A 20,583-nucleotide genomic window follows, 5' to 3' on the forward strand; every position below is an offset into this window, starting at 1 on the left:
GCTTACAACCAGAGGTTCAGCAGGCGCGCGCCACGGACATTGCCACCGGCAAAATGCTGCCCGTTGCTGCTGAGGAAACTTTGCCCGGCGCTGCCCTGATCCCAGAACTGCCCGCGCAGGAATACACTTATGCTGGCGATGGCCTGGCTGCTGGGCGGTTGAGCGGTGAGTGTAAGGCGATGCCAAGCCTGGCCTTCGCTGAGCTCGCCGGCCTTGAGACTGACGGAGCCGGGCGTCGACAAACCTTTGTAACCGCGCCATGGCTTGTCCCAGGTACCGCGACCACTGACGAACGCCGGGACCGCGACCAGCTGAGCACCCTGATCATCGAGTTTGCGGTAGTTGTCCGGGTACCAACTGTCGCTGCCGATCAGCACGCCAAGACGACCGGCCGGAGTATCGACGACGTTGAGCGTGTGTTCGCCATTGGCCTCGATCACATCGTGCTCGGCGAAAATCGGGTGCATCTGGCGCTGTGGCTGGCCAATCGGCAGACCATCGCGACCGAACACCACGCTGCTGTTGTACAGCGCACCGCGACCGATTTTCAGGGTGCCGTCGATGATGCTCGGCTCGGGCAACACGATGGAGCCCGCCACCAGTGTCACGTGAAATTCTTTCGCCAGGCCACCGAACAGCGCCTGGTAATCCTTGGCCATGCCTTTGGCTTTCATGCGCAGGTGCGCATCGTCCAGGCGGTTGTCGCCCTTGGCACTGATCAGGGCACGAACGAACTGCAAGGGATTGCTCACCGCCAGCCAGTTCATGGCTTCCTTGATGGTGTTGGCCTGGTACAGCTCGTCTTTTTCGCCACTGACCATCAACCAGGTGCCGACATGTTCGGGCAGCACGACGATGGTTTTTTCATTCAACAGGCCCTGTTCCTGGGCTTTCTGCAGATAGGCCGCGAGTTTTCGGTGCAGGCGTTCGGCGCTTTGATAGTCGGTGGGAAACAGCTCCGGCTGGATGCCCAGCAGGTTGCCGCGATCGGCAGGTGTGCCCTGATCGATGGCGAGATCGATACGCAGGTCCGACAGGTAATGACCCACCGGACGGTCCGCGGCCCACATGGCGTAGGTTGTCAGGGCGGCAATCAATGCCATGGAGAAGGTCAGGTACAGAAGTTTGCGCATGGGGAAACAGTCAACGGCCGTGTGCAGGGTTCATGATTGGCGTTCAGATTGGGATCGAGGCTACGGTAAAACAACGGGTTAGGGGTAGATTAACCTGGGTTTTTTGTTTTTTTTGTCATTTTGAGCTGAATGATGGGCGATGCGGTCGGGCGAACCCGAATCCGGATAGCCATCGATGCTATGTGCCGAATTCGTCATCACCTTGGCTTAAAGCGATCAAGCCGTGACAGCTGGGGTGGGCCAGGCTGGGCGGTCTGTTCAAGGAGGTGATTATGATCCGATTGTCCCTGGCCGAAGCTCGCGAGCTGGCCGAATCGATTTTGCTGCACAACGGTTTCAACCTTGCCCACGCTCAAGCGGTGACCGCCACAGTGATTGCCGGCGAGCGCGATGGCTGCGCCTCCCATGGTTTGTACCGGATTCTGGGCTGCGTCAACTCGCTCAGGGCCGGCAAAGTGGTGGCCGATGCCGAGCCGCAGATCATTGATCAAGCGCCTTCGATTGTGCGCGTGGAGGCGGCGGGTGGTTTTTCACAATTGGCGTTCCAGGCAGGGCTGCCGTTGTTGGCGCAGAAAACCCGGGCAAACGGTATCGCTGCGCTGGCAATCAATCGCTGTGTGCATTTCTCTGCGCTGTGGGTCGAGATCGAACAACTGACGGCCGCCGGCCTCGTGGCGCTGGCCTGCAATCCCAGTCATGCCTGGGTGGCGCCAGCAGGCGGCAGCCAGCCGGTGTTCGGCACCAATCCCATTGCGTTCGGGTGGCCTCGCGCGGGCAAGGATCCGTTTGTGTTTGACTTCGCCACCAGCGCGATTGCCCGTGGCGATATCGAGTTGCACCGGCGTGCCGGCAAAGCGATTCCCGAGGGCTGGGGCGTGGACGCGCAGGGTCAGCCAAGCACCGATGCCAATGTGGTGCTCGATGCGGGCGCGATGCTGACGTTCGGTGGGCACAAAGGTTCGGCACTAGCCGCCATGGTGGAGTTGATCGCCGGGCCGTTGATCGGTGACCTGACCAGTGCCGAGTCATTGGCTTACGACGCCGGCAGCAAGTCGTCGCCGTACCACGGCGAGCTGATCATCGCCCTTGATCCACGACGTTTTCTCGGTGAAGCCACCGAGCAGCACCTGGCCCGTGCCGAAGTCTTGTTCCAGAGCATTCAAGGGCAGGGCGCACGGTTGCCATCGCAACGGCGCTATGCGGCGCGAGCGCGTAGCCTGGTGGAAGGTGTGGAGATTCCCGAAGCGTTGTACAACGACCTGAACGCGTTGCTGGGATGAGTGAAAGAAGGCGCCACCGGTAAACCGGTGGCGTTTTTTTTACAGCGGGGCGTGTTGATTGCTGCCATCGACCAAGCGAGCGATGCCCAGCGGGTTCGCATTTTTCAGCGGGTCGGGCAAGAGCGCGTCGGGACAGTTCTGGTAGCACACCGGGCGCAGGAAACGCTCGATGGCCAGGCTGCCGACCGAGGTGCCGCGCGCATCTGAGGTGGCCGGATACGGCCCGCCATGCACCATCGCATCGCAGACTTCGACGCCGGTCGGGTAACCGTTGAACAACACCCGGCCGGCTTTTTGTTCCAGCAGTGGTAACAGCTCAGGGTGATTTTTCAGGTCGCCGGCTTCGGCAATCAGTGTGGCCGTGAGCTGTCCGTGCAAGTGTTGAAGTGCCCGTTGCAGTTCTGCTTTGTCGGCCACTTCCACCAACACTGTCGCCGGGCCGAACACTTCTTCCTGCAACAGCGGATCGCCATCGAGCAACAGGCTCACGTCAGCCTTGAACAGTTGCGGCTGCGCCTGTTTACCTTGTTGATCGCCGCCGGCCAGGTGAGTGATTTTCGGGTGCGCGTGCAACGCCTGAACACCGTTGGCGTAGCTGTCGAGCGTGCCGATGTTGAGCATGGTCTGCCCCGGTTGCTCGGCCATCAAGGCGCTCAGCAATTTGGTAAAGGTGCTGAACGCTGGCGAGCGAATACCGATCACCAGCCCCGGGTTAGTGCAGAACTGGCCACAGCCGAGCACTACGGAGGCGGCGAGTTCACTGGCAATTTTCTCGCCCCGCACTTGCAGCGCTTCGGGCAATACCACCACTGGATTGATGCTGCTCATTTCGGCGAACACTGGAATCGGCTGCGGTCGTGCCGCTGCCATGTCGCACAGCGCGCGTCCACCCTTGAGTGAGCCGGTAAAGCCAACGGCCTGGATGGCCGGATGCTTGACCAGCGCTTCGCCGACGCCCGCGCCGTAGATCATGTTGAACACACCCTTGGGCATACCGGTTTGCTCGGCGGCCCGCATGATCGCGTTGGCTACTTGCTCAGCGGTTGCCATATGCCCGCTGTGGGCCTTGAACACCACCGGACAACCGGCGGCCAACGCAGCAGCGGTATCGCCACCGGCGGTTGAGAATGCCAGCGGGAAATTGCTCGCTCCGAACACCGCGACCGGACCGATGCCGATCCGGTATTGGCGCAGATCGACCCGTGGCAGTGGCTGGCGCTCGGGCAAGGCTCGGTCGATGCGCGCGGCATAAAAATCGCCGCGTCGCAGGACGTGTGCAAACAGGCGCATCTGACTGCTGGTGCGCGTGCGCTCACCCAGAATGCGTCCGTTCGGCAACGCCGTCTCGCGGGTGACCAGGGCGACGAATTCATCGCCCAACGCTTCCAGTTGCGTGGCAATGGCCTCGAGAAACTCCGCGCGGCGACTGGCCGGCAAAGTGCGAAAGGTGGGGTAGGCGGTCGCGGCGGCCTGGGCGGCTGCGTCGACTTCTTCGACGGTGGCCTGCATGAACGCGTAGGGCAGCGCCTCTCCGGTACTGGCGTCGTGGCTACGCACGGTGACCTTGCCGACGGCACTGCGCGCACCGCCGATGTAGTTGTGGCCGATGATCTCGGGCATGGAAAGCTCCTTTGGTATGTAGAGGACCTGTAGGAGCCGGCTTGCTGGCGATGGCGGTGTGTCAGACGGCAAAAATGTTGATTGATACACCGCCATCGCCAGCAAGCCGGCTCCTACAAGGGACCGTGTCAGGCCAGCGAATCGCTGCGGCGTGCGGCCACCGGTTCGGCGTTGTTCAGGGCGGCGATGCGCGCGGTGGACTCGCTATCCATCAGATGCAACGACTTGCCACGCGTCTCCTTGCCGACGGCACTGCGCGCACCGCCGATGTAGTTGTGGCCGATGATCTCGGGCATGGAAAACTCCGTTTGGTATGTAGAGGACCTGTAGGAGCCGGCTTGCTGGCGATGGCGGTGTGTCAGACGGCAAAAATGTTGATTGATACACCGCCATCGCCAGCAAGCCGGCTCCTACAAGGGACCGTGTCAGGCCAGCGAATCGCTGCGGCGTGCGGCCACCGGTTCGGCGTCGTTCAGGGCGGCGATGCGCGCGGCAGATTCGCTGTCCACCAGATGCAACGACTTGCCACGCGTCTCACGGGTCAGACCGACCGCGATGATGGAGATCAGCGACGCAGCGACCAGGTAGAACGCAATCGGCGTGGAGCTGTGGTACTTGTTGAGCAAGGTGATCGCGATCAGTGGCGCGAGTGAGCCGGCGAAGATGGGCGCCACCTGATAGCACAGGGACAACGCGGTGTAGCGCACGTGGGTCGGGAACATTTCGGCCATCAGCGCCGAGTAGGGCGCATAGGTCATCGACTCGATGGCCAGGCCCAGAGTGATGGCTGCCATGATCAGCCAGTTGTTGCCGGTGTCCATCATCGGGAAACCGATGAACCCCCAGAATGCCGTGAGTACAGCGCCTGTCAGGTACACCGGTTTGCGCCCGACCAGATCCGACAGATACCCCATCAGCGGAATCATGAAAAAGTGCAGCAGGTGGGCTCCGAACATCAGCAACAGAATTTCGGAAGTGTCTTTGTGCACCACCAGTTTCAGGTAGGTAATCGAGAAGGTCACGACGGTGTAGTAGAGGATGTTTTCGGCAAACCGCGCACCGATACCGACCAGTACCGAACGCCAGTGGTGACGCAGCACTTCGACCACGCCCAGTTGCTGTTGTTTGGTTTGCGCCTGACGGGCCTGGGCTTCCTTGAAAATCGGTGCGTCATCGACGCTGGTGCGAATCCAGTAGCCGATCAGCACCACGATGGCCGAGAACCAGAACGCCACGCGCCAGCCCCAGGCGAGGAATTGCTCCTCCGACAGGTTCGACGACAACAGCAATAGCGCAACCGTCGCCACCAGGTTGCCGGCCGGCACACCGGCTTGCGGCCAACTGGCCCAGAAACCTCGGCGATTGTCCGGGCAATGCTCGGACACCAGCAGAATCGCACCGCCCCATTCGCCGCCAAAGGCGAAACCCTGGATCAGCCGCAGGAGCACCAGCAACACCGGTGCGGCATAGCCGATCTGGTTGAAGCCGGGCAGGCAACCCATCAGGAATGTGGTGACGCCGACCACCACCAGGCTCAGTTGCAGCAGGCGCTTGCGGCCGTATTTGTCGCCATAGTGACCGAACACCAGGCCGCCCAGCGGACGGGCGAGAAAGCCCACGGCGTACAGGGCGAAGGCGGCGATGATGCCGTCGATGGGGCTGTCGGTCTGGCGGAAGAACAACTGGCCGAAGACCAGTGCCGACGCGGTGCCATAAAGAAAGAATTCATACCACTCGGCGACGGTGCCGGCCATGGCGGCGGCCACGACACGCTTGAGTCCCGAGGGTGTGGTTGCGCTTTGCGTGTGTTGAGCATCAGGCATGCTGGCGTTTCCTGTAAGGGCGCAAAAACAGGCAGCCGGGCCGGGTCCGCAAAGACCCGCCCGGCAATCACTCAGAGACCGACGTCCGGCAACGACGGACGGTTGGCCAAGGCCTTGGCCATGATCTGTTCGACGAAAACCCGGTCGGCTTCCGGCAGGGCCAGGCGTGGCGGACGGGTCAGGGCACTGCCACGACCGGCGATGGCTTCGCAGAGCTTGATGCATTGCACCAGGTCGGCACGGGCGTCGAGGTGCAGGATCGGCATCAGCCATTCATAGATCGGCATGGCTTCGGCATAGCGTCCGGCCTTGGCCAGTCGGAAGATGGTTTCGCCTTCTTTCGGGAACACGTTGGACATGCCCGACACCCAGCCTTCAGCCCCCACGGCGAGGCTTTCCAGCACCACGTCGTCAAGGCCGGCGAACAATACGAAACGGTCACCCACTTCATTGCGAATGTCGATGAAGCGGCGGGTGTCGCCAGACGAATCCTTGAAGCACACCACGTTATCGCAGTCGGCCAGGGCAATCAGGATGTCCGGGGTCACGTCGTTTTTGTAGATCGGCGGGTTGTTGTAGACCATCAGCGGTACGTCGGCATTTTTCGCCACGTAGCGGTAATGCTCGGCGGTTTCGAACGGCTTGGAACCGTAGACCAGCGCCGGCATCAGCATGACGCCATCGACACCGACCTTGCGGACTGCGTTGGCGACCTTGGCCGCTTCCACACTGGTGAACTCGGCCACGCCGCAAATCACCGGCACGCGACCGCGAGAGGCATCGACTGCGACTTCAGTGACGGCGATTTTTTCTGCAGCGGTCAACGAAGTGTTTTCGCCTACCGAGCCGCAAACCACCAGGCCCGAAACGCCGTCGCGAATCACGTTGGAAATCACCTGATGGGTTTTGTCCAGGTTGATCGAGAAGTCATCGTTGAATTGAGTGGTCACCGCGGGGAAGACGCCACTCCAGTTAATTCGCTTGCTCATTGTTACCTCCGGGTTGTTTATTGTATTTCGTATACGATATTTAAAATGAAAAGAATCGGCTAGTGCTTTTTTCAGGTTTGAAGGGTTTTTGCCAGCCGTTGGTCCGGGGAGGGCAGGGATTCAGCGTTCAGGCACCGGGCCAGGTGTCTGACAACCGATAGCCTTGTGGCCATGGATCGCTTGGATCGAGCAGCAATTGATGGGTGCCGGTGATCCAGGCACGGCCGGAAATGCAGGGGTAGATAGCGGCGCGTCCGGCCACTTCGGTCAGTGAGTCAATCCGGCAGTGGAATTCGGAGCCGATGATCGAGCGACCGATAAAACGGTCTCCGGCCTGCATCAAACCCTTGGCTTGCAACACGGCCATGCGCGCGGAGCAGCCAGTGCCGGTAGGCGAGCGGTCGATCTTGCCCGGTTGAATCACCACCGCATTAGCACCGGTGGCGATGCCGTTCTCGTAGACGATGGGCGCTGCGATCTGGCAAAAGGAAATGTGCGACCACTCAGGGTTCAAAGGATGTACAAAGCCCAATTGCTCGTTGGCGGCACGGGTGATTTTCAACCCGGCCTCCACCAGGTCGGCGGCCTCATCGGGGCTGATTGAAAAGCCCAGTTCCTTGGCATCGGCGATCACAAAGCTGTCTCCGCCATAGGCGGTATCGACCTTGAGCGTGCCGACACTTTCTACTTCGATCCACGCGTCGAGGCGATCGGCGAAGGACGGCACGTTTTTGATTTCCACCCGTTCGACTTTGCCGTCACGGCAATCGGCCAAGGCTTCGATCAGCCCGCCGGGGGCTTCGAGCACCAACCGGGTTTGCGGCTCGGTCATCGGCACAATACCGGTGTCGAGCAACACGGTGACCACGCACAATGAGTTGGAGCCGGACATCGGCGGGGTATCCGCCGGTTCCATGATGATCCAGGCCATCTGTGCCCGCGGGTCCTTGGCCGGCACCAGCAGGTTGACGTGGCGGAACACCCCGCCACGCGGCTCGTTGAGCACGAAGTTGCGCAGGGTTTCATCCCTGGCGATCCAGCGTGATTGTTCCCAGACTGTGGCGCCGGGCGGTGGTGCGACCCCGCCGACAATCACGTCGCCGACTTCACCTTCGGCGTGGCAGCTGACCACATGAATGACTTTCGATGAGCGCATGGTTTGCTCCTTGTTTTGTCTGTTCGGGCCCCTTCGCGGGCAAGCCCGCTCCCACAGGGTTTGGCGGCGTACATAAAATCGGGGTTCAACCCAGGCCAATTTGGGAGCGGGCTTGCCCGCGAAGGGGCCATCCGTTATTTCACCGATTTCAGAAACGCTGCGGTTTCCGCCTGTACCGGATTACCGATCACCTGATCCGGCGAGCCGATCTCGTGCACCAGGCCGTTGCGAAAGAACGCCACGCGGTCGGAGACGTCCCGGGCGAAGCGGATCTCGTGCGTCACCAGCACCATGGTCATGCCGTCTTCGGCGAGCATGCGCATGGTGTCCAGCACTTCGCCGACCAACTGTGGGTCGAGGGCCGAGGTGGCTTCGTCGAACAGCATGTAGTCCGGTGACATGGCCAGGGCGCGGGCGATGGCCATGCGTTGTTGCTGGCCGCCCGAGAGTTTGCCGGGGAACACCTTGAGCTTGTCACCCAGGCCAACGTGAGTCAGTTGTTGCACGGCCAGTGCCTCCGCTTCGGCCTTGCTCTTGCCGAGGACTTTACGCGGAGCGAGCATCACGTTTTCCAGCACAGTCAGGTGTGGAAAGGCATTCCATTGCTGGAACACGATGCCGATCTTCTGCCGCAGGCGGTTGAGGTCGGTGGTGCGGTGGTGCACCTCGACGCCATCCACCCGGATGTTGCCTTTCTGGATCGGCTCAAGGCCATTGATGCACATCAGCAGCGTCGATTTTCCGGAGCCCGAGCCACCGATGATGGACACCACCTCACCCTTGTTTACCGTCAGGCTGACGCCCTTGACCACATCGAGGTCGCCGAAGGATTTGTGTACGTTGTCGATCTCAATCATTTTCTTGCCACCTTCTTTCCAGACGAGCGCCGAGGCGTGCGACCACCAGGCTCATGACGTAGTAGATAAGGCCCGCGATGCACAGCACCAGCAGCGGCTCCTGAATGCGGGTCACGATGGTTTGCGAGGCGCGCAGCAGTTCGACGATGCCGATCCACATCACCAGCGCGGTGTCTTTCATTACGCCGAGCACCAGGTTCAGCCAGCCGGGAAAGGCCACCCGTGAGGCCATCGGCAGGACGATCCAGCGCAGGTCCTGGAAGAAACTCAGGCCCAGCGATCGGCTGGCCCGGCGAAGGGGCAGCGATACCGACAACACGCCGCCGCGCACGATCTCGGTGAAGTACGCGGCGGCGTAAACCCCGAGCACGATGCAGCCGACGCTGAACGCGCTGATGTTCAGGCCGACGATGCTCTTGAGCGAGTTGAACAACACGAACTGGATCAGCAGCGGCACGCTGCGAAACACGTCCAGCACCCACGCCAGCGGCAGGCTGGCTCGTGGCAACAGAGCGCGCAGCAGGCCGAACAGCAGCCCGGCGAACGTGCCGAGCAGGATCGCCCAGCAGGTCAGTTGCAACGTGACCCAGGCGCCGTTGAGCAGGAACAACAGGTCGTTCCAGGAAAAACCGGTGGAAAACATAGTCACGTCCTCAGTAACGGAACAGCCGCCAGGCCATCAGCCGGGCCGTCGCGACGATCGCCTTGGCAATCAGGTAATACAGCACCGCCGCGATGGTGAAATATTCGAAGGTGCGGAAGGTCTTGACGTTGTAGTCCTGGGTGACGCCGGTCAGGTCGTTGTTGAGCCCGACAATCACTCCCAGCGACGTCATCAACACCGCCCAGACCATCTGGTTGCTCAGCGGGTAGAACACGATTCGCAACAGCTGCGGAACGATGATCATCCGGTAGGCCTGGAAGGCACTCATGCCCAGCGAGCGTGCGGCCCGCACTTGCGTGTCGGGCACCGCCTTGAGCCCGCCGCGAAAGTTTTCCGCGAGATAGCCGGCATTGTTGAAGGTGATCCCGGCCAACAGCGCGAGCCAGGAGCTGACGTGCAGGCCCATTGAGCCGAGGCCGAAGTACAGGATGTAGATCTGGAACAGCGACGGGGTATTACGGGCAATCGACACCCAGCCGTTGCCGATGCCGCGCAGCAGCGGATGTCTGGTTTCGCGCATCACCGTCAGGGCCAGGGCGATCAGTACGCCGAAAATCATCGACAGCGCCGCGGTCTCGAACGTGACCCAGGCGCCGGCGAGCATGTCCGGCAAGGCGCGCAGGGTCGCGCGCCATTGGAAGGTGTAATCAAACATGCGCGTGGCTCTCCATCAGCTAGGCAGGTTGCAACCAGGTTGGCAGGCGTCCGCTGGCACTGGCGGTGCAGGCTGCGTCGACGCACTCGGCGAGGCTGGCGAAGTGCACCTTGCGGCCCACCAGGCCGGGTGCGTAATGGGCGTATTTGCCCGAGTTGGTCATTAAGGTTGTGGCGGCTGGCGGAATCACCGGCTCGCCGAGCATGCACCAGCAGGTGTCGGTGACCAGGATGGCGCCGAAGGCTTCAATCACACTGATGTGCCCGGCGTCACGGGCCTGCTCCAGCACCGTCCGCCCGCACGTGATGGCGAGCACCACCTCGGGGTGTTTGTCCCGGCCGCGGCACAAACGGGCAAGGTGAGCGAACTCGCTGAGCGAGAAGTGCGGGTTGCCCAACGAAACCACATCCACGTGTTTATCGCGGGCGCTGTTGAGTTCACGCCAACTGAACAGCAGGTCCTGCAGGCGGATCGTTTCCACAGGCACACGGGCATCCGGTTCCAGCACCTGTGTCGAGTCGAGTGCTTCGGGTGTGACCCCGGCGATATGAAACAACGGCGCGGCCGACGTGGTGGCAAACGCCGCGCCGAAGGCTTTCAGATCGTCGAGGCCTGGCTGGTACTGTTCCAGCCCGAACACCAGCGGGATCCGGCTGCCCGCGAGGGCGCCGATGTGGTAGCCAAGCAAAGGGTAAAACGCATCGTCGAGTTCGCCCAATTCCGGTAATTCAACGCGCAGGCGGGCTTTGCGCGATGCCTCCAGATGACAACCGATCAGGGGCGCGCGGCCGGTCAGGGCGATGCAGATATCCAGGTAATCCGGGTACTTCAACGTGCGCGCACCGAGCACGCTGTTGGCGTAGACCACCGCGTTGGATTCAGCCCAGACGATTTGCTCGCCGGCCTTCGGAGCGCTGTCGAGCAAGTAGGGGGCGCAGGTGAAACTGAGCTGCGCACCCATCGCCATGTAGGCATCGCCCAAGGCACTGGCCGGTTCGCCGAACAACGGGTCGATGCCCAACTCTCGCCAGCGGCGCTGGTCCACGGAAATTGAATTGAGGGTGGTGGGCACGCGAACCTTTGCGCCCCAGTGCACCAGTTGTTCGGCAAAGCGCAGGCTTGCCGGTCCCGTGTAAATACAACCGTCGATGTGGGCCTGAGAGATATCCACCAGTTGGTGGGCGCCTTGCAGTTCGGCCATGCGCAGGACAATCTGCATGGCCATCTGCGCGGCTTTGCCGTGCTCGCCTTCGAGCAGCGAACGGTCGAACCCGGTGAGCTCAATCGACTCGTTGGTTTCGCCTGTATGCATCAGTGTTTCGGTTGGCTGCCAGTCATCGATGGGCACGTGATCGAACATCGCCAGCGAGGTGCCTTCGACTCGGGCGAAGGCTTTGCCGCGCAACGTAGCGAAGGCCTCCCGGCCGATGCACAGCACCGGCAGGGAACGCTCGAAAATGGTCTGTGCCACCAGCACGCCCAAGGTCAGGATCTCATCGGCTTCGGCCAGTACCAAAGCGGCCGGTGCATGACCGTTGCTGATCAACTCCATCAGCACGCTGCTGCCGGTACACGAACCGCGACCACTGGGAATGGCCAGCACACGACCGGCCAGGTGTAAGCCGCTGAGCGGATGATGACGGTCGATGACTTCACCCGTGTAAGGGTCGACGCCGCCCCAGAAGCTCAGCCCGACATCGGCAAACAGCAGCGCGCCCTGGGCGGAGCCCGGGACCAGGTTACGACCGATGAGAGCAGTGGACCCAGGCATGCCGGACACTTTAGTAGTAGACCTTTGGCACGGTCAGGTCAGTCGGCGGGATTTCAGTGCCGACCCATTTGGTGAACAACTCGTTGTAGCGACCGCTGCGCACCTGCTGGTTGACGAACAGGTTGAGGTAGTTGAGCAGGCCGTACTCATTGCGCTTGGCGCCCAGTGACACATAGTCGATGGTGTAAGGCGCGTTGCCGGCGATTTTCAGGTTTTTGTATTTGCCTGACTTGATCGTCGCGGCGGCCACGGTATTGGTGACCACCGTGGCGTCGATGTGACCCTGGGCCACCGCCAGAAGCGTGTCGTTTTGTGACTGGTAGGCGCGGAAGGTGCCGCTGCCCCATTTCTTCACATCACCCTCCAGTGCGATGGCTTCAAAGGTGCCGCTGGTGTTGCCCAGTGCTTTGCCCTTGATGTCGTTGAAGCTGTTGATGCCCGTGTTGTCGCGGGTCAGCACGACCATCTGGAAGGCGAAGTACGGCACGGTCAGGCCAACGGTCTTGGCCCGTTCGAGGGTATCGGAGGTCGAGGCGACGATCACGTCGGCCCGCCCGGAGACCAGTGCCGGAATACGGTCCGGGAATGGCGTCTCCACCACTTCGGCCTCGACCCCCAGGATCTTCGCCAGGTCGTTGCAATAGTCCACATCGAAACCGGCGGGAGCGTTGCTGGCATCGCGGAAACCCATAGGTGGGAAGTCCAGGGTCACGGCGCAGCGCAGCTTGCCTGAACCGATAATGTCGTCGAGCTTGTCCGCGTGCGCGGAGGCAATGAAGGAGGTACTGAGCACAGCGCTGAGGGCTACGGCAAATGCGGGGTTTTTCATAGAGGCCTCGTGATCGGAAAGTGCTGTTAGATATCGTATTGGGGATTTCGTATACGATATTAACAATAGCAATCGACGTGCCGGTTTTGTTTTTTTGCCTGCGATTTTTTGCCAGCCCTTGAGGCAGGGCTGCTTAAAGGCTATTGGCCGCACGGCGGCGTCATGACGTCGATTGGAAGGGTGTTACGGAAGGGAGCACAGCGAGTGCCTGGCGCCCCTTAAAGGAACATTTCAGCGACGCCCATCGCGGTACTGGCTGGGCGACAGACTGGTGAGCGCGCGAAACTGGCGGCTGAAGGCACTGTGGTCGGTATACCCGCAGCGCAGGGCGATTTCGGTGATGGGCAGGTCCGTGTCCAGCAACAGCCGCGAGCCCTCTTCGAGGCGGGACTTGTGGATCATCTGCCGTGGCGTGAGCTGGAACACCCGTTTGCAATGGCGTTCCAGTTGCGCCACGGAGAACCCGGCGATGGCCGTCAGTTCGGCAAGGCTGATGGGGCGGGCGAAATGGCGTCGGATGTGCGCGTCCACCGCCGCCAGTTTCTGGAATGCCGGATGGTTGGACTGGGGCAGTTGCAAGTCGCGCGAAATACCGGCCAGGCCGACGATCTGCCCGTGTTCGTCATGCAATGCGAGCTTGTGGGTCAGGCACCAGACCGGCTGGTTGCCGAAATACAGGTGCAATTCCAGTTGATCGGCCAGTTCGCGGCCGGTCGACAGCACCCGCCGATCCTGCGCTGTGTAGAGCGGGCCAAAGCGCTCCGGAAAGACCCGATCCGCTGTCAGCCCGAGCAGTTGCTCGCTGTGTTTGAAGCCGCAGCGCCGGGCCAGAGTCTGGTTGACGAAGACGTAGCGCGCCTCGCTGTCCTTGATGAAAAACACCACGTCCGACAGGGTGTCGAGCAGCGTCGCGATGGGTTGCAGACAGCTCAGCAGCGTCGGCAGGTCGCAGGGTTTGAAGTGATTGAGTGAGGGGAACATAGCTCTGGGGCCTGGTGGCAACTACCGGGATCATAAAGACTCGGCAGCGCACCTGAAACCCCAGGCCAGGTCTTTACGCGGGTGGGGTGTCGTCCAGGCACATCAGGGTTTCGATGCGTGCCGGGTTGAATGGTGGCCGGGGAGCCGAGGGTTGCCAGTCGAACAGATACTGCAAGGCGCCGCCACACACTCGGCCCTGACAGGCGCCCATGCCGCAGCGACTCGCCAGCTTGGCCGCGCGCCAGTCAGTGTGCCCGGCCAATGCCGCGTAGGGCACGTCTTCGCATCGACAGACCAGCGTGTCGGCCTGCGCCAGTGACTTGAGGTGCGGGTTGAGGCTGAAGGCGCTGTTCAACGCCTTGGCGAAACCCTGCCGGCGCGTCCGACGTGGCCACAATTGACGTGCTGCTGCGGTGTCACCGACAGCGGCATACCCGGCGATTGCGCCTTCGACCAACGCCAGTTCACTGCCGCCGAAACCGGTACATTCCCCCGCCGCGTAGTGATCGGCCTGGCTTGTGGCTTGCCAGGCATCGACTGCGAGCGCCGTGCCATCGAGGGCGCAACCCAAAGCTTGGCCGAGCTGAGTATTGGGAATCAGGCCGAAACCACAGGCCAGGCGATCACAGGCCAGTTCGACGATTTTGCCCTGTTGCCGCAGACGCACACCTTCCAGCCGTTCATTACCCAAGGCTGCCACTACGTGGGAGCCGGTTCGGTAATGGCGGTCGAACAGGGTGAAGGATTGCAACAGCTTGCCCGGCCAGCGGGGCAGTTGCAGAGCGAACCCGGCGACCGCCATCGAAGAGGCCTGCTCAGCAATTCGCAGCACGTGGGCGCCGTTGTGTTTCGCGGTGGCCGCACTGGCCAGTAACAAGGGCCCGCTGCCGGCGATCACCACGCGTTCGTCCTGCACCGGCAGACCGCCCTTGATCAACGCCTGGAGTCCTCCCGCGCCTGTCACCCCCGGCAATGTCCAACCGGGAAACGGCAACAGCAACTCGCGGGCCCCGGTGCACAGAATCAGTTTGTCGTAGCCGATCAACCAGCCATGGTCGGCGTCTTCCACCAGCAATTGTCTGGGACCGCAACAGGCGATCACGCGAGTGCCGCCGTGGTGGCGAATATTGCTGTGGGCGTGCAGGCGCTCGCGCATCTGCCGCGCCTGATTTGGCACACTGGCCTGAGGCCCGTCGCGCCAGATCTGGCCTCCCGGCAACGGGTTGTCGTCGAGTACGATGATGCGTCCGCCACTGGACGCGGCGGCGAGGGCGGCACTCATGCCGGCGGGGCCGGCGCCGATGATAAGCAGGTCGGCGTATTCGTTCATGGGCGGGTCTGCACTTGCATGCCGTGCTGGCACAACGTCTGGCAGGCCAGTCGGCGGCGGCCGTCGATGGTCACCCGGCATTCCTGGCAGATGCCCATGCCGCACAGCGGTGCGCGCCGCTGACCGCTGACCGAGGTGCGACTGCAACCGTCGCCGGCCAAGGCCAGTGCCGCGGCGACAGTTGTGCCTTCGGCCACCCGCAGGGCGCGGCCATCCAGGATCAAGTCAGGCATACACTGCCTCCCCGAGAAAGCGTTGCGGCAGATAGGGTTGTGCCGCCAGGGGCGGCGTCTCGTTGAACAATTGCGCGACCAGCAAATCGGCCGTTCCGGGGGCCGTGGTGACTCCAAGTCCCTCGTGCCCGACCGCCAGCCACAGGCCCTTGCGTTTAGGGTGTTGGCCAACCAACGGCAGCCCGTCGGGGCTGGCGGCGCGAAAACCGGTCCAGGCGCGGATGCCGTTGAGCTGAGCCAGGCCTGGCATGTACTCGGTGGCACGCTTGAGCATTTTCGCGAGCATCCAGCCTTCGACCTGCGGGGCGAGGGTGCCGAACTGTCGCGAGGCGCCGATGAACAGTTGCCCGGTCGGCCGGGGCTGAATATTGCAGGCGGTCGATGGCCCGGTGGCGTTGTGGGCGCTGGTGACATAGCCGAGCTCCACCAGCGTGTGGGTGACCTTGCCGGGGTAGCGGTCAGTGATCAGCAAGTGGCCTTTTTTCGGCTCGATCGGCAACTCGGGGCACAGTTCGTTGGCCTGGATGCCGTTGGCCAATATGACGGCTTCGGCGTTCAACCACTGGCCGTCATCGAGTCGCACGCGGTGGCCATCTACCTCGCTGACCCGCGCCCGGCGTTGTTCGATGTGGGGAGTATCGAGCATCCAGTCGGCGGTCGCCGGGGCGTAGAGAATGCCGTCGCCGTTGATCAACAAACCGCCTTCCAGGCCGTCGCGCAACTCGGGTTCACGGCTACGCAAAGCGTTGCGGGTGATCAGCTCGCAGGCAACGCCCTGGGCTTGAAGGTTCAGGTACTTGCTTTCGGCCACGGCCATTTCCTCGGCATTGGCCGCCAGCCACAACGTGCCATTGTTTCGATAAGCACAGCCTTCGGGAAGCTGCGGCGCCTGTTCGCGCCAGCGTTGCAGCGAGTATTGGCTCAGGGCCAGTTCGGCCGGGTTGTCATCGAGCACCAGCAAGTGGCCCATGCCAGCGGCCGTTGCGCCATGCAGGCCAGCGTCCAGCACCAGCACGCGCAAGCCACGCCGCGCCAGGGCCTGAGCGCAAGCGGCGCCGATGATGCCGGCACCGATCACGATCACATCGGCCACCAGGCCTTGGCTCATGGGCGAATGCCCCACGCGAACGGGTCGTCCTGTTCGATGATCAGGCTTGCTTCGGCGCTGATGAAAGCGCGGCCACGAATCGTCGGTACGATGCGGTCACCATGGTGTTCGTAGGAGCCTTCGAACTCGCTGCCGATGACGCTTGCCTGGCGCCAGATCTGTCCCGGCTGCAATTTGTCGTCGGCCGCCAGGCACGCCAGTTTTGCGCTGGTGCCGGTGCCGCAGGGCGAGCGGTCGTAGGCTTTGCCGGGGCAGAGCACAAAGTTGCGGCTGTCGGCGTGCGCATCCTCGGCGAACAGCTCGACGTGGTCGATCAACCCGCCGTCTTCGCCGCGAATCTCCTGAACGTCCAATGCCTGTTGTACGGCATAGCTGTACGCGGTCAACGCATCGAGGTTGTCGCTGGCGACGCGCAGGCCATGCTCGGCAATCAGGAAAAACCAGTTGCCACCCCAGGCGATATCACCGACGACCTGACCGATCCCCGGCACCTGTAGAGCCACGGCTTTGCGATAACGATAGGCCGGCACGTTGCGCACGCTGACGGAATAATCCTCGTGCAGGGTTGCCTGCACCGTACCCACCGGCGTTTCGATGCTGTGCACGCCCGGTCCGATTTTGCCAAGGTGTGCCAGCGATGCCACCAGGCCGATGGTGCCATGGCCGCACATGCCGAGGTAACCGCTGTTGTTGAAGAAGATCACCCCGGCGCAGGCCGCAGGGTCGACCGGTTCGCACAGCAGTGCACCGACCAGCACATCGCTGCCCCGCGGTTCGAGCACACACGCAGCGCGCCAGTGGTCATGCTGTTCTGCCAGGCGCTGCCGGCGTTCGGCCATGCTACCGGTGCCCAGATCAGGAAAGCCGGCGGTCACCAGGCGGGTCGGTTCGCCGCCGGTGTGGGAGTCGATCACGGTGATGCGTTTCATGACAGGGCCACGTCCGTTCAGATGAGTGAACACAAGAGTGGCCCGCGTGAGGGCTTTCAGGCTTGAGGGTTTTATCCAGCGCCCATGACGAAATCGGCACAGTACTGCAGTTTGTCAGTGGTGGTGGGGCAGGTGCTCGAACAGGGTTTTGCAGACCCCGGCGATGTGTTCGTCCAGCAGCTTCACCGCCCGGTCGACGTCACCGGCGCGGCAGGCTTCGAGGATCTCCCGGTGTTCGTGATCGGCGCGCTCCTTGCCGGCGGAAAGGCTCATTTGCATGCGCAAGTAGCGTTCCAGCTTGTCATTGACCGAACGGATCAGGCTCACCAGAAATGGACGTTGCGCCGGCTCGTAGAGGCAGGCGTGCAGTTCCCAGTTGAGCTCGGCCCAGCGGCCCACGTCATCTTCGCCGACGAACTCCTGGCAGATGCGTTCGGCGCGGGCGAAGGTGTCTTCGGTCATGTTGGGAATGGCGAGGCGCAGGACTTTGTCTTCGAGCAACATGCGCACTTCGAACATCTGTGCCAGTTCGGCATCGGACACCCGCGTGACCATTGCCCCGCGATTGCGCTGGAACATCACCAGGCCTTCGGCCTCCAGTCGCTTGAGAGCCTCACGCACCGGGATCTTGCTGACGTTGAATTGCCGGGCGATATCGTCCTGGCGGATAGGCTCGTCCTCGGCGAAATGCCCGGCAACGATGGCGTCACGCAGGTGGCGGGTAATGATTTCCGAGGTCGAAGGCGCATTGCCCAGGTCTGGAGCATTGAATTTGGGTAGGTTCACGGCGGCAGTCGTTCGATTGAGTTGGAGATATGGTATACGAATTTCCAGCCGGAACTCACTGACCTGCGCGGCCAGGTCGAGCGACTGGGGGAGAACCTGCTTGCCTTGAGCAATCTGGAGTTCACGGCTGCGCAGTTGCGCCAATGGGTGAGGCCTGGGTTCTGCTCGTTTGGATCATTAAGTTGTCAGTTTCGGTCATTGAGCGGCCGGGGGAGTGCTCATAGTCTGTTGCACATGACAGAGGGGCGCCAAAGAGCGCCCACACTTTTTCCGTGATCGCTCGTTGTGGAGTTACCGATGACCGCCGCTCATTACCCGCACCTGTTGGCCCCGCTGGACCTGGGTTTTACCACGCTGCGCAACCGCACCCTGATGGGCTCGATGCACACCGGTCTTGAGGAAAAGCCCGGCGGCTTCGAACGCATGGCTGCCTACTTCGCCGAGCGTGCCCGTGGCGGTGTCGGCCTGATGGTGACGGGCGGTATCGGCCCGAACGACGAAGGGGGTGTGTATTCCGGCGCGGCCAAGCTGACCACTGAAGAAGAAGCGCTCAAACACCAGATCGTGACCCGCGCGGTGCACGAGGCGGGCGGCAAGATCTGCATGCAGATTCTTCATGCCGGTCGTTATGCCTACAGCCCGAAACAGGTTGCGCCGAGCGCCATTCAGGCGCCGATCAACCCGTTCAAGCCCAAGGAGCTGGACGAAGAAGGCATCGAGAAGCAGATCAACGATTTCGTTACCTGCTCGACCCTGGCGCAAAAAGCCGAGTACGACGGTGTCGAGATCATGGGGTCCGAAGGTTATTTCATTAACCAGTTCCTCGCGGCCCATACCAACCACCGCACGGACCGTTGGGGCGGCAGTTACGAAAACCGCATGCGCCTGCCGGTGGAAATCGTCCGCCGTGTACGTGAAGCGGTCGGTCCGAACTTCATCATTATTTTCCGCCTGTCGATGCTCGACCTGGTGGAGGGCGGCAGCACCTGGGAAGAAATCGTGACGCTGGCCAAGGCCATCGAGCAGGCCGGTGCAACCATCATCAACACCGGTATCGGCTGGCACGAAGCGCGGATTCCGACCATCGCCACCAAAGTGCCGCGCGGGGCATTCAGCAAAGTCACCGCCAAGCTGCGCGGCTCGGTGAGCATTCCGCTGATCACCACCAACCGCATCAACACCCCGGAAGTCGCCGAGCAGATTCTCGCCGAAGGCGATGCCGACATGGTCTCCATGGCGCGGCCGTTCCTCGCCGACCCTGACTTCGTCAACAAGGCCGCTGCCGGTCGTGCCGATGAAATCAACACCTGCATCGGTTGCAACCAGGCCTGCCTCGATCACACGTTTGGCGGCAAGTTGACCACGTGCCTGGTGAACCCGCGGGCCTGCCATGAGACCGAACTCAATTACCTGCCGGTGCAGCAGATCAAGAAGATCGCTGTGGTCGGTGCCGGCCCTGCGGGTCTGTCGGCTGCCACCGTGGCCGCCGAACGTGGCCATCAAGTGACGCTGTTCGATTCGGCCAGCGAAATCGGCGGCCAGTTCAACATCGCCAAGCGTGTGCCGGGCAAGGAAGAGTTCTTTGAAACCCTGCGTTACTTCAATCGCAAACTGCAAACCACCAACGTCGAGCTGTGCCTGAATACCCGCGTCGACGTGGCGAAACTGGTGGAAGGCGGTTACGACGAAATCATCCTCGCTACGGGCATCGCGCCTCGTACGCCGGCGATTCCGGGCGTCGAGAACGCCAAGGTGCTGAGCTACCTGGATGTCATCCTTGAGCGCAAACCGGTCGGCAAACGTGTTGCAGTGATCGGCGCGGGCGGTATCGGTTTTGACGTGTCGGAGTTCCTGGTGCATCAAGGCGTGGCCACCAGCCTGGATCGCGAAGCCTTCTGGAAAGAATGGGGTATCGACACGCATCTGGAAGCACGCGGCGGTGTGGCCGGCGTCAAGGCCGAAGTGCATGCACCGGCCCGCGAAGTGTTCCTGCTGCAACGCAAGAAAACCAAGGTCGGCGACGGCCTGGGCAAGACCACTGGCTGGATTCACCGCACCGGTCTGAAGAACAAGCAGGTGCAGATGCTCAACAGCGTCGAATACCTGAAGATCGATGACGAAGGCTTGCACATCCGCATTGGTGAAACCGGCGAACCGCAAGTGCTGGCGGTGGACAACATCGTGATCTGCGCCGGGCAGGATCCGTTGCGCGAGTTGCAGGACGGGTTGGTCGAGGCGGGGCAGAACGTGCACTTGATTGGCGGCGCGGACGTGGCGGCGGAGCTGGACGCGAAGCGGGCGATCAATCAGGGTTCGCGGTTGGCGGCTGAGTTGTAATTCGCAGGCTAAACGTGCCAATGGCCTTCGCGAGCAAGTCGAACCGTCGCACCGCCGCTCCCACATTTGATCTTCGGTGCAACATAGATCCAGTGTGGGAGC

The 20,583-nt window shown here is 62.0% G+C and carries 19 protein-coding genes; 2 read left to right on the plus strand and 17 right to left on the minus strand.

What is annotated here, in order from left to right; all coding sequences use genetic code 11:
- Positions 1-2: 2 nt before the first annotated feature.
- Complete coding sequence (locus PMI01S_RS10850) at positions 3-1,133, minus strand: carbon-nitrogen hydrolase family protein (protein ID WP_084319779.1); 1,131 nt, start codon at positions 1,131-1,133, stop codon at positions 3-5.
- 272 nt (positions 1,134-1,405) lie between these two features.
- Between PMI01S_RS10850 and PMI01S_RS10855 the strand changes: the two genes are divergently transcribed.
- Positions 1,406-2,413 carry an Ldh family oxidoreductase gene (locus PMI01S_RS10855; protein WP_084319781.1) on the plus strand — a complete coding sequence of 336 codons (1,008 nt, stop codon included), beginning with the start codon at positions 1,406-1,408 and terminating at the stop codon, positions 2,411-2,413.
- Between the two features lie 39 nt (positions 2,414-2,452).
- On the opposite strand, the gene PMI01S_RS10860 is transcribed toward PMI01S_RS10855, so the two are convergent.
- From PMI01S_RS10860 to PMI01S_RS10930, 16 genes are all read right to left on the minus strand, one after another.
- Positions 2,453-4,033, minus strand: coding sequence for an aldehyde dehydrogenase (NADP(+)) (locus PMI01S_RS10860; protein WP_084319783.1), 1,581 nt, complete (start codon positions 4,031-4,033; stop codon positions 2,453-2,455).
- Positions 4,034-4,161: 128 nt separating this feature from the next.
- A complete protein-coding gene (locus PMI01S_RS31675) occupies positions 4,162-4,329 on the minus strand; it encodes a hypothetical protein (RefSeq protein ID WP_159439539.1) in 168 nt (55 codons plus the stop codon).
- 129 nt (positions 4,330-4,458) lie between these two features.
- The gene (gene abaF, locus PMI01S_RS10865) at positions 4,459-5,856 is read right to left on the minus strand and encodes a fosfomycin efflux MFS transporter AbaF (protein WP_084319785.1); all 1,398 of its coding nucleotides are present in this window, start codon (positions 5,854-5,856) and stop codon (positions 4,459-4,461) included.
- A gap of 71 nt (positions 5,857-5,927) precedes the next feature.
- Positions 5,928-6,845: a dihydrodipicolinate synthase family protein gene (locus PMI01S_RS10870; RefSeq protein WP_084319786.1), complete on the minus strand. Its 918-nt coding sequence runs from the start codon at positions 6,843-6,845 to the stop codon at positions 5,928-5,930.
- Between the two features lie 127 nt (positions 6,846-6,972).
- Positions 6,973-8,001 carry a trans-3-hydroxy-L-proline dehydratase gene (locus PMI01S_RS10875; protein WP_084319788.1) on the minus strand — a complete coding sequence of 343 codons (1,029 nt, stop codon included), beginning with the start codon at positions 7,999-8,001 and terminating at the stop codon, positions 6,973-6,975.
- 134 nt (positions 8,002-8,135) lie between these two features.
- Positions 8,136-8,858 (minus strand): amino acid ABC transporter ATP-binding protein, encoded by a 723-nt coding sequence (locus PMI01S_RS10880; RefSeq protein WP_084319790.1) that lies wholly within the window; start codon positions 8,856-8,858, stop codon positions 8,136-8,138.
- Complete coding sequence (locus PMI01S_RS10885; RefSeq protein ID WP_084319792.1) at positions 8,851-9,501, minus strand: amino acid ABC transporter permease; 651 nt, start codon at positions 9,499-9,501, stop codon at positions 8,851-8,853. Before PMI01S_RS10885 ends, PMI01S_RS10880 begins: the two co-directional genes overlap by 8 nt.
- Before the next feature lie 10 nt (positions 9,502-9,511).
- Positions 9,512-10,177, minus strand: a complete 666-nt coding sequence (locus PMI01S_RS10890) for an amino acid ABC transporter permease (protein WP_084319793.1) — start codon at positions 10,175-10,177, stop codon at positions 9,512-9,514.
- A 19-nt stretch (positions 10,178-10,196) separates the two neighbouring features.
- The gene (lhpI, locus tag PMI01S_RS10895; RefSeq protein WP_084319795.1) at positions 10,197-11,948 is read right to left on the minus strand and encodes a cis-3-hydroxy-L-proline dehydratase; all 1,752 of its coding nucleotides are present in this window, start codon (positions 11,946-11,948) and stop codon (positions 10,197-10,199) included.
- A 10-nt stretch (positions 11,949-11,958) separates the two neighbouring features.
- Entirely contained in the window at positions 11,959-12,777 is an 819-nt protein-coding gene (locus tag PMI01S_RS10900; protein WP_084319796.1) for an ABC transporter substrate-binding protein, read from the minus strand.
- A gap of 231 nt (positions 12,778-13,008) precedes the next feature.
- Positions 13,009-13,758, minus strand: coding sequence for an AraC family transcriptional regulator (locus PMI01S_RS10905; RefSeq protein ID WP_084319797.1), 750 nt, complete (start codon positions 13,756-13,758; stop codon positions 13,009-13,011).
- Between the two features lie 73 nt (positions 13,759-13,831).
- Positions 13,832-15,088, minus strand: coding sequence for an NAD(P)/FAD-dependent oxidoreductase (locus PMI01S_RS10910; RefSeq protein WP_084319799.1), 1,257 nt, complete (start codon positions 15,086-15,088; stop codon positions 13,832-13,834).
- Positions 15,085-15,321, minus strand: a complete 237-nt coding sequence (locus tag PMI01S_RS10915) for a 2Fe-2S iron-sulfur cluster-binding protein (protein WP_084319801.1) — start codon at positions 15,319-15,321, stop codon at positions 15,085-15,087. Before PMI01S_RS10915 ends, PMI01S_RS10910 begins: the two co-directional genes overlap by 4 nt.
- Positions 15,314-16,429, minus strand: a complete 1,116-nt coding sequence (locus PMI01S_RS10920) for an NAD(P)/FAD-dependent oxidoreductase (protein ID WP_084319803.1) — start codon at positions 16,427-16,429, stop codon at positions 15,314-15,316. Before PMI01S_RS10920 ends, PMI01S_RS10915 begins: the two co-directional genes overlap by 8 nt.
- Positions 16,426-17,358 (minus strand): 4-hydroxyproline epimerase, encoded by a 933-nt coding sequence (locus tag PMI01S_RS10925; protein WP_084319805.1) that lies wholly within the window; start codon positions 17,356-17,358, stop codon positions 16,426-16,428. Before PMI01S_RS10925 ends, PMI01S_RS10920 begins: the two co-directional genes overlap by 4 nt.
- A 114-nt stretch (positions 17,359-17,472) precedes the next feature.
- Complete coding sequence (locus tag PMI01S_RS10930) at positions 17,473-18,144, minus strand: GntR family transcriptional regulator (RefSeq protein ID WP_084319966.1); 672 nt, start codon at positions 18,142-18,144, stop codon at positions 17,473-17,475.
- 297 nt (positions 18,145-18,441) lie between these two features.
- Between PMI01S_RS10930 and PMI01S_RS10935 the strand changes: the two genes are divergently transcribed.
- Entirely contained in the window at positions 18,442-20,481 is a 2,040-nt protein-coding gene (locus tag PMI01S_RS10935; RefSeq protein WP_084319806.1) for an oxidoreductase, read from the plus strand.
- Positions 20,482-20,583 lie beyond the last annotated feature (102 nt).

It is taken from the genome of Pseudomonas migulae NBRC 103157 (genome assembly GCF_002091715.1).
GTDB lineage: Bacteria > Pseudomonadota > Gammaproteobacteria > Pseudomonadales > Pseudomonadaceae > Aquipseudomonas > Aquipseudomonas migulae_A.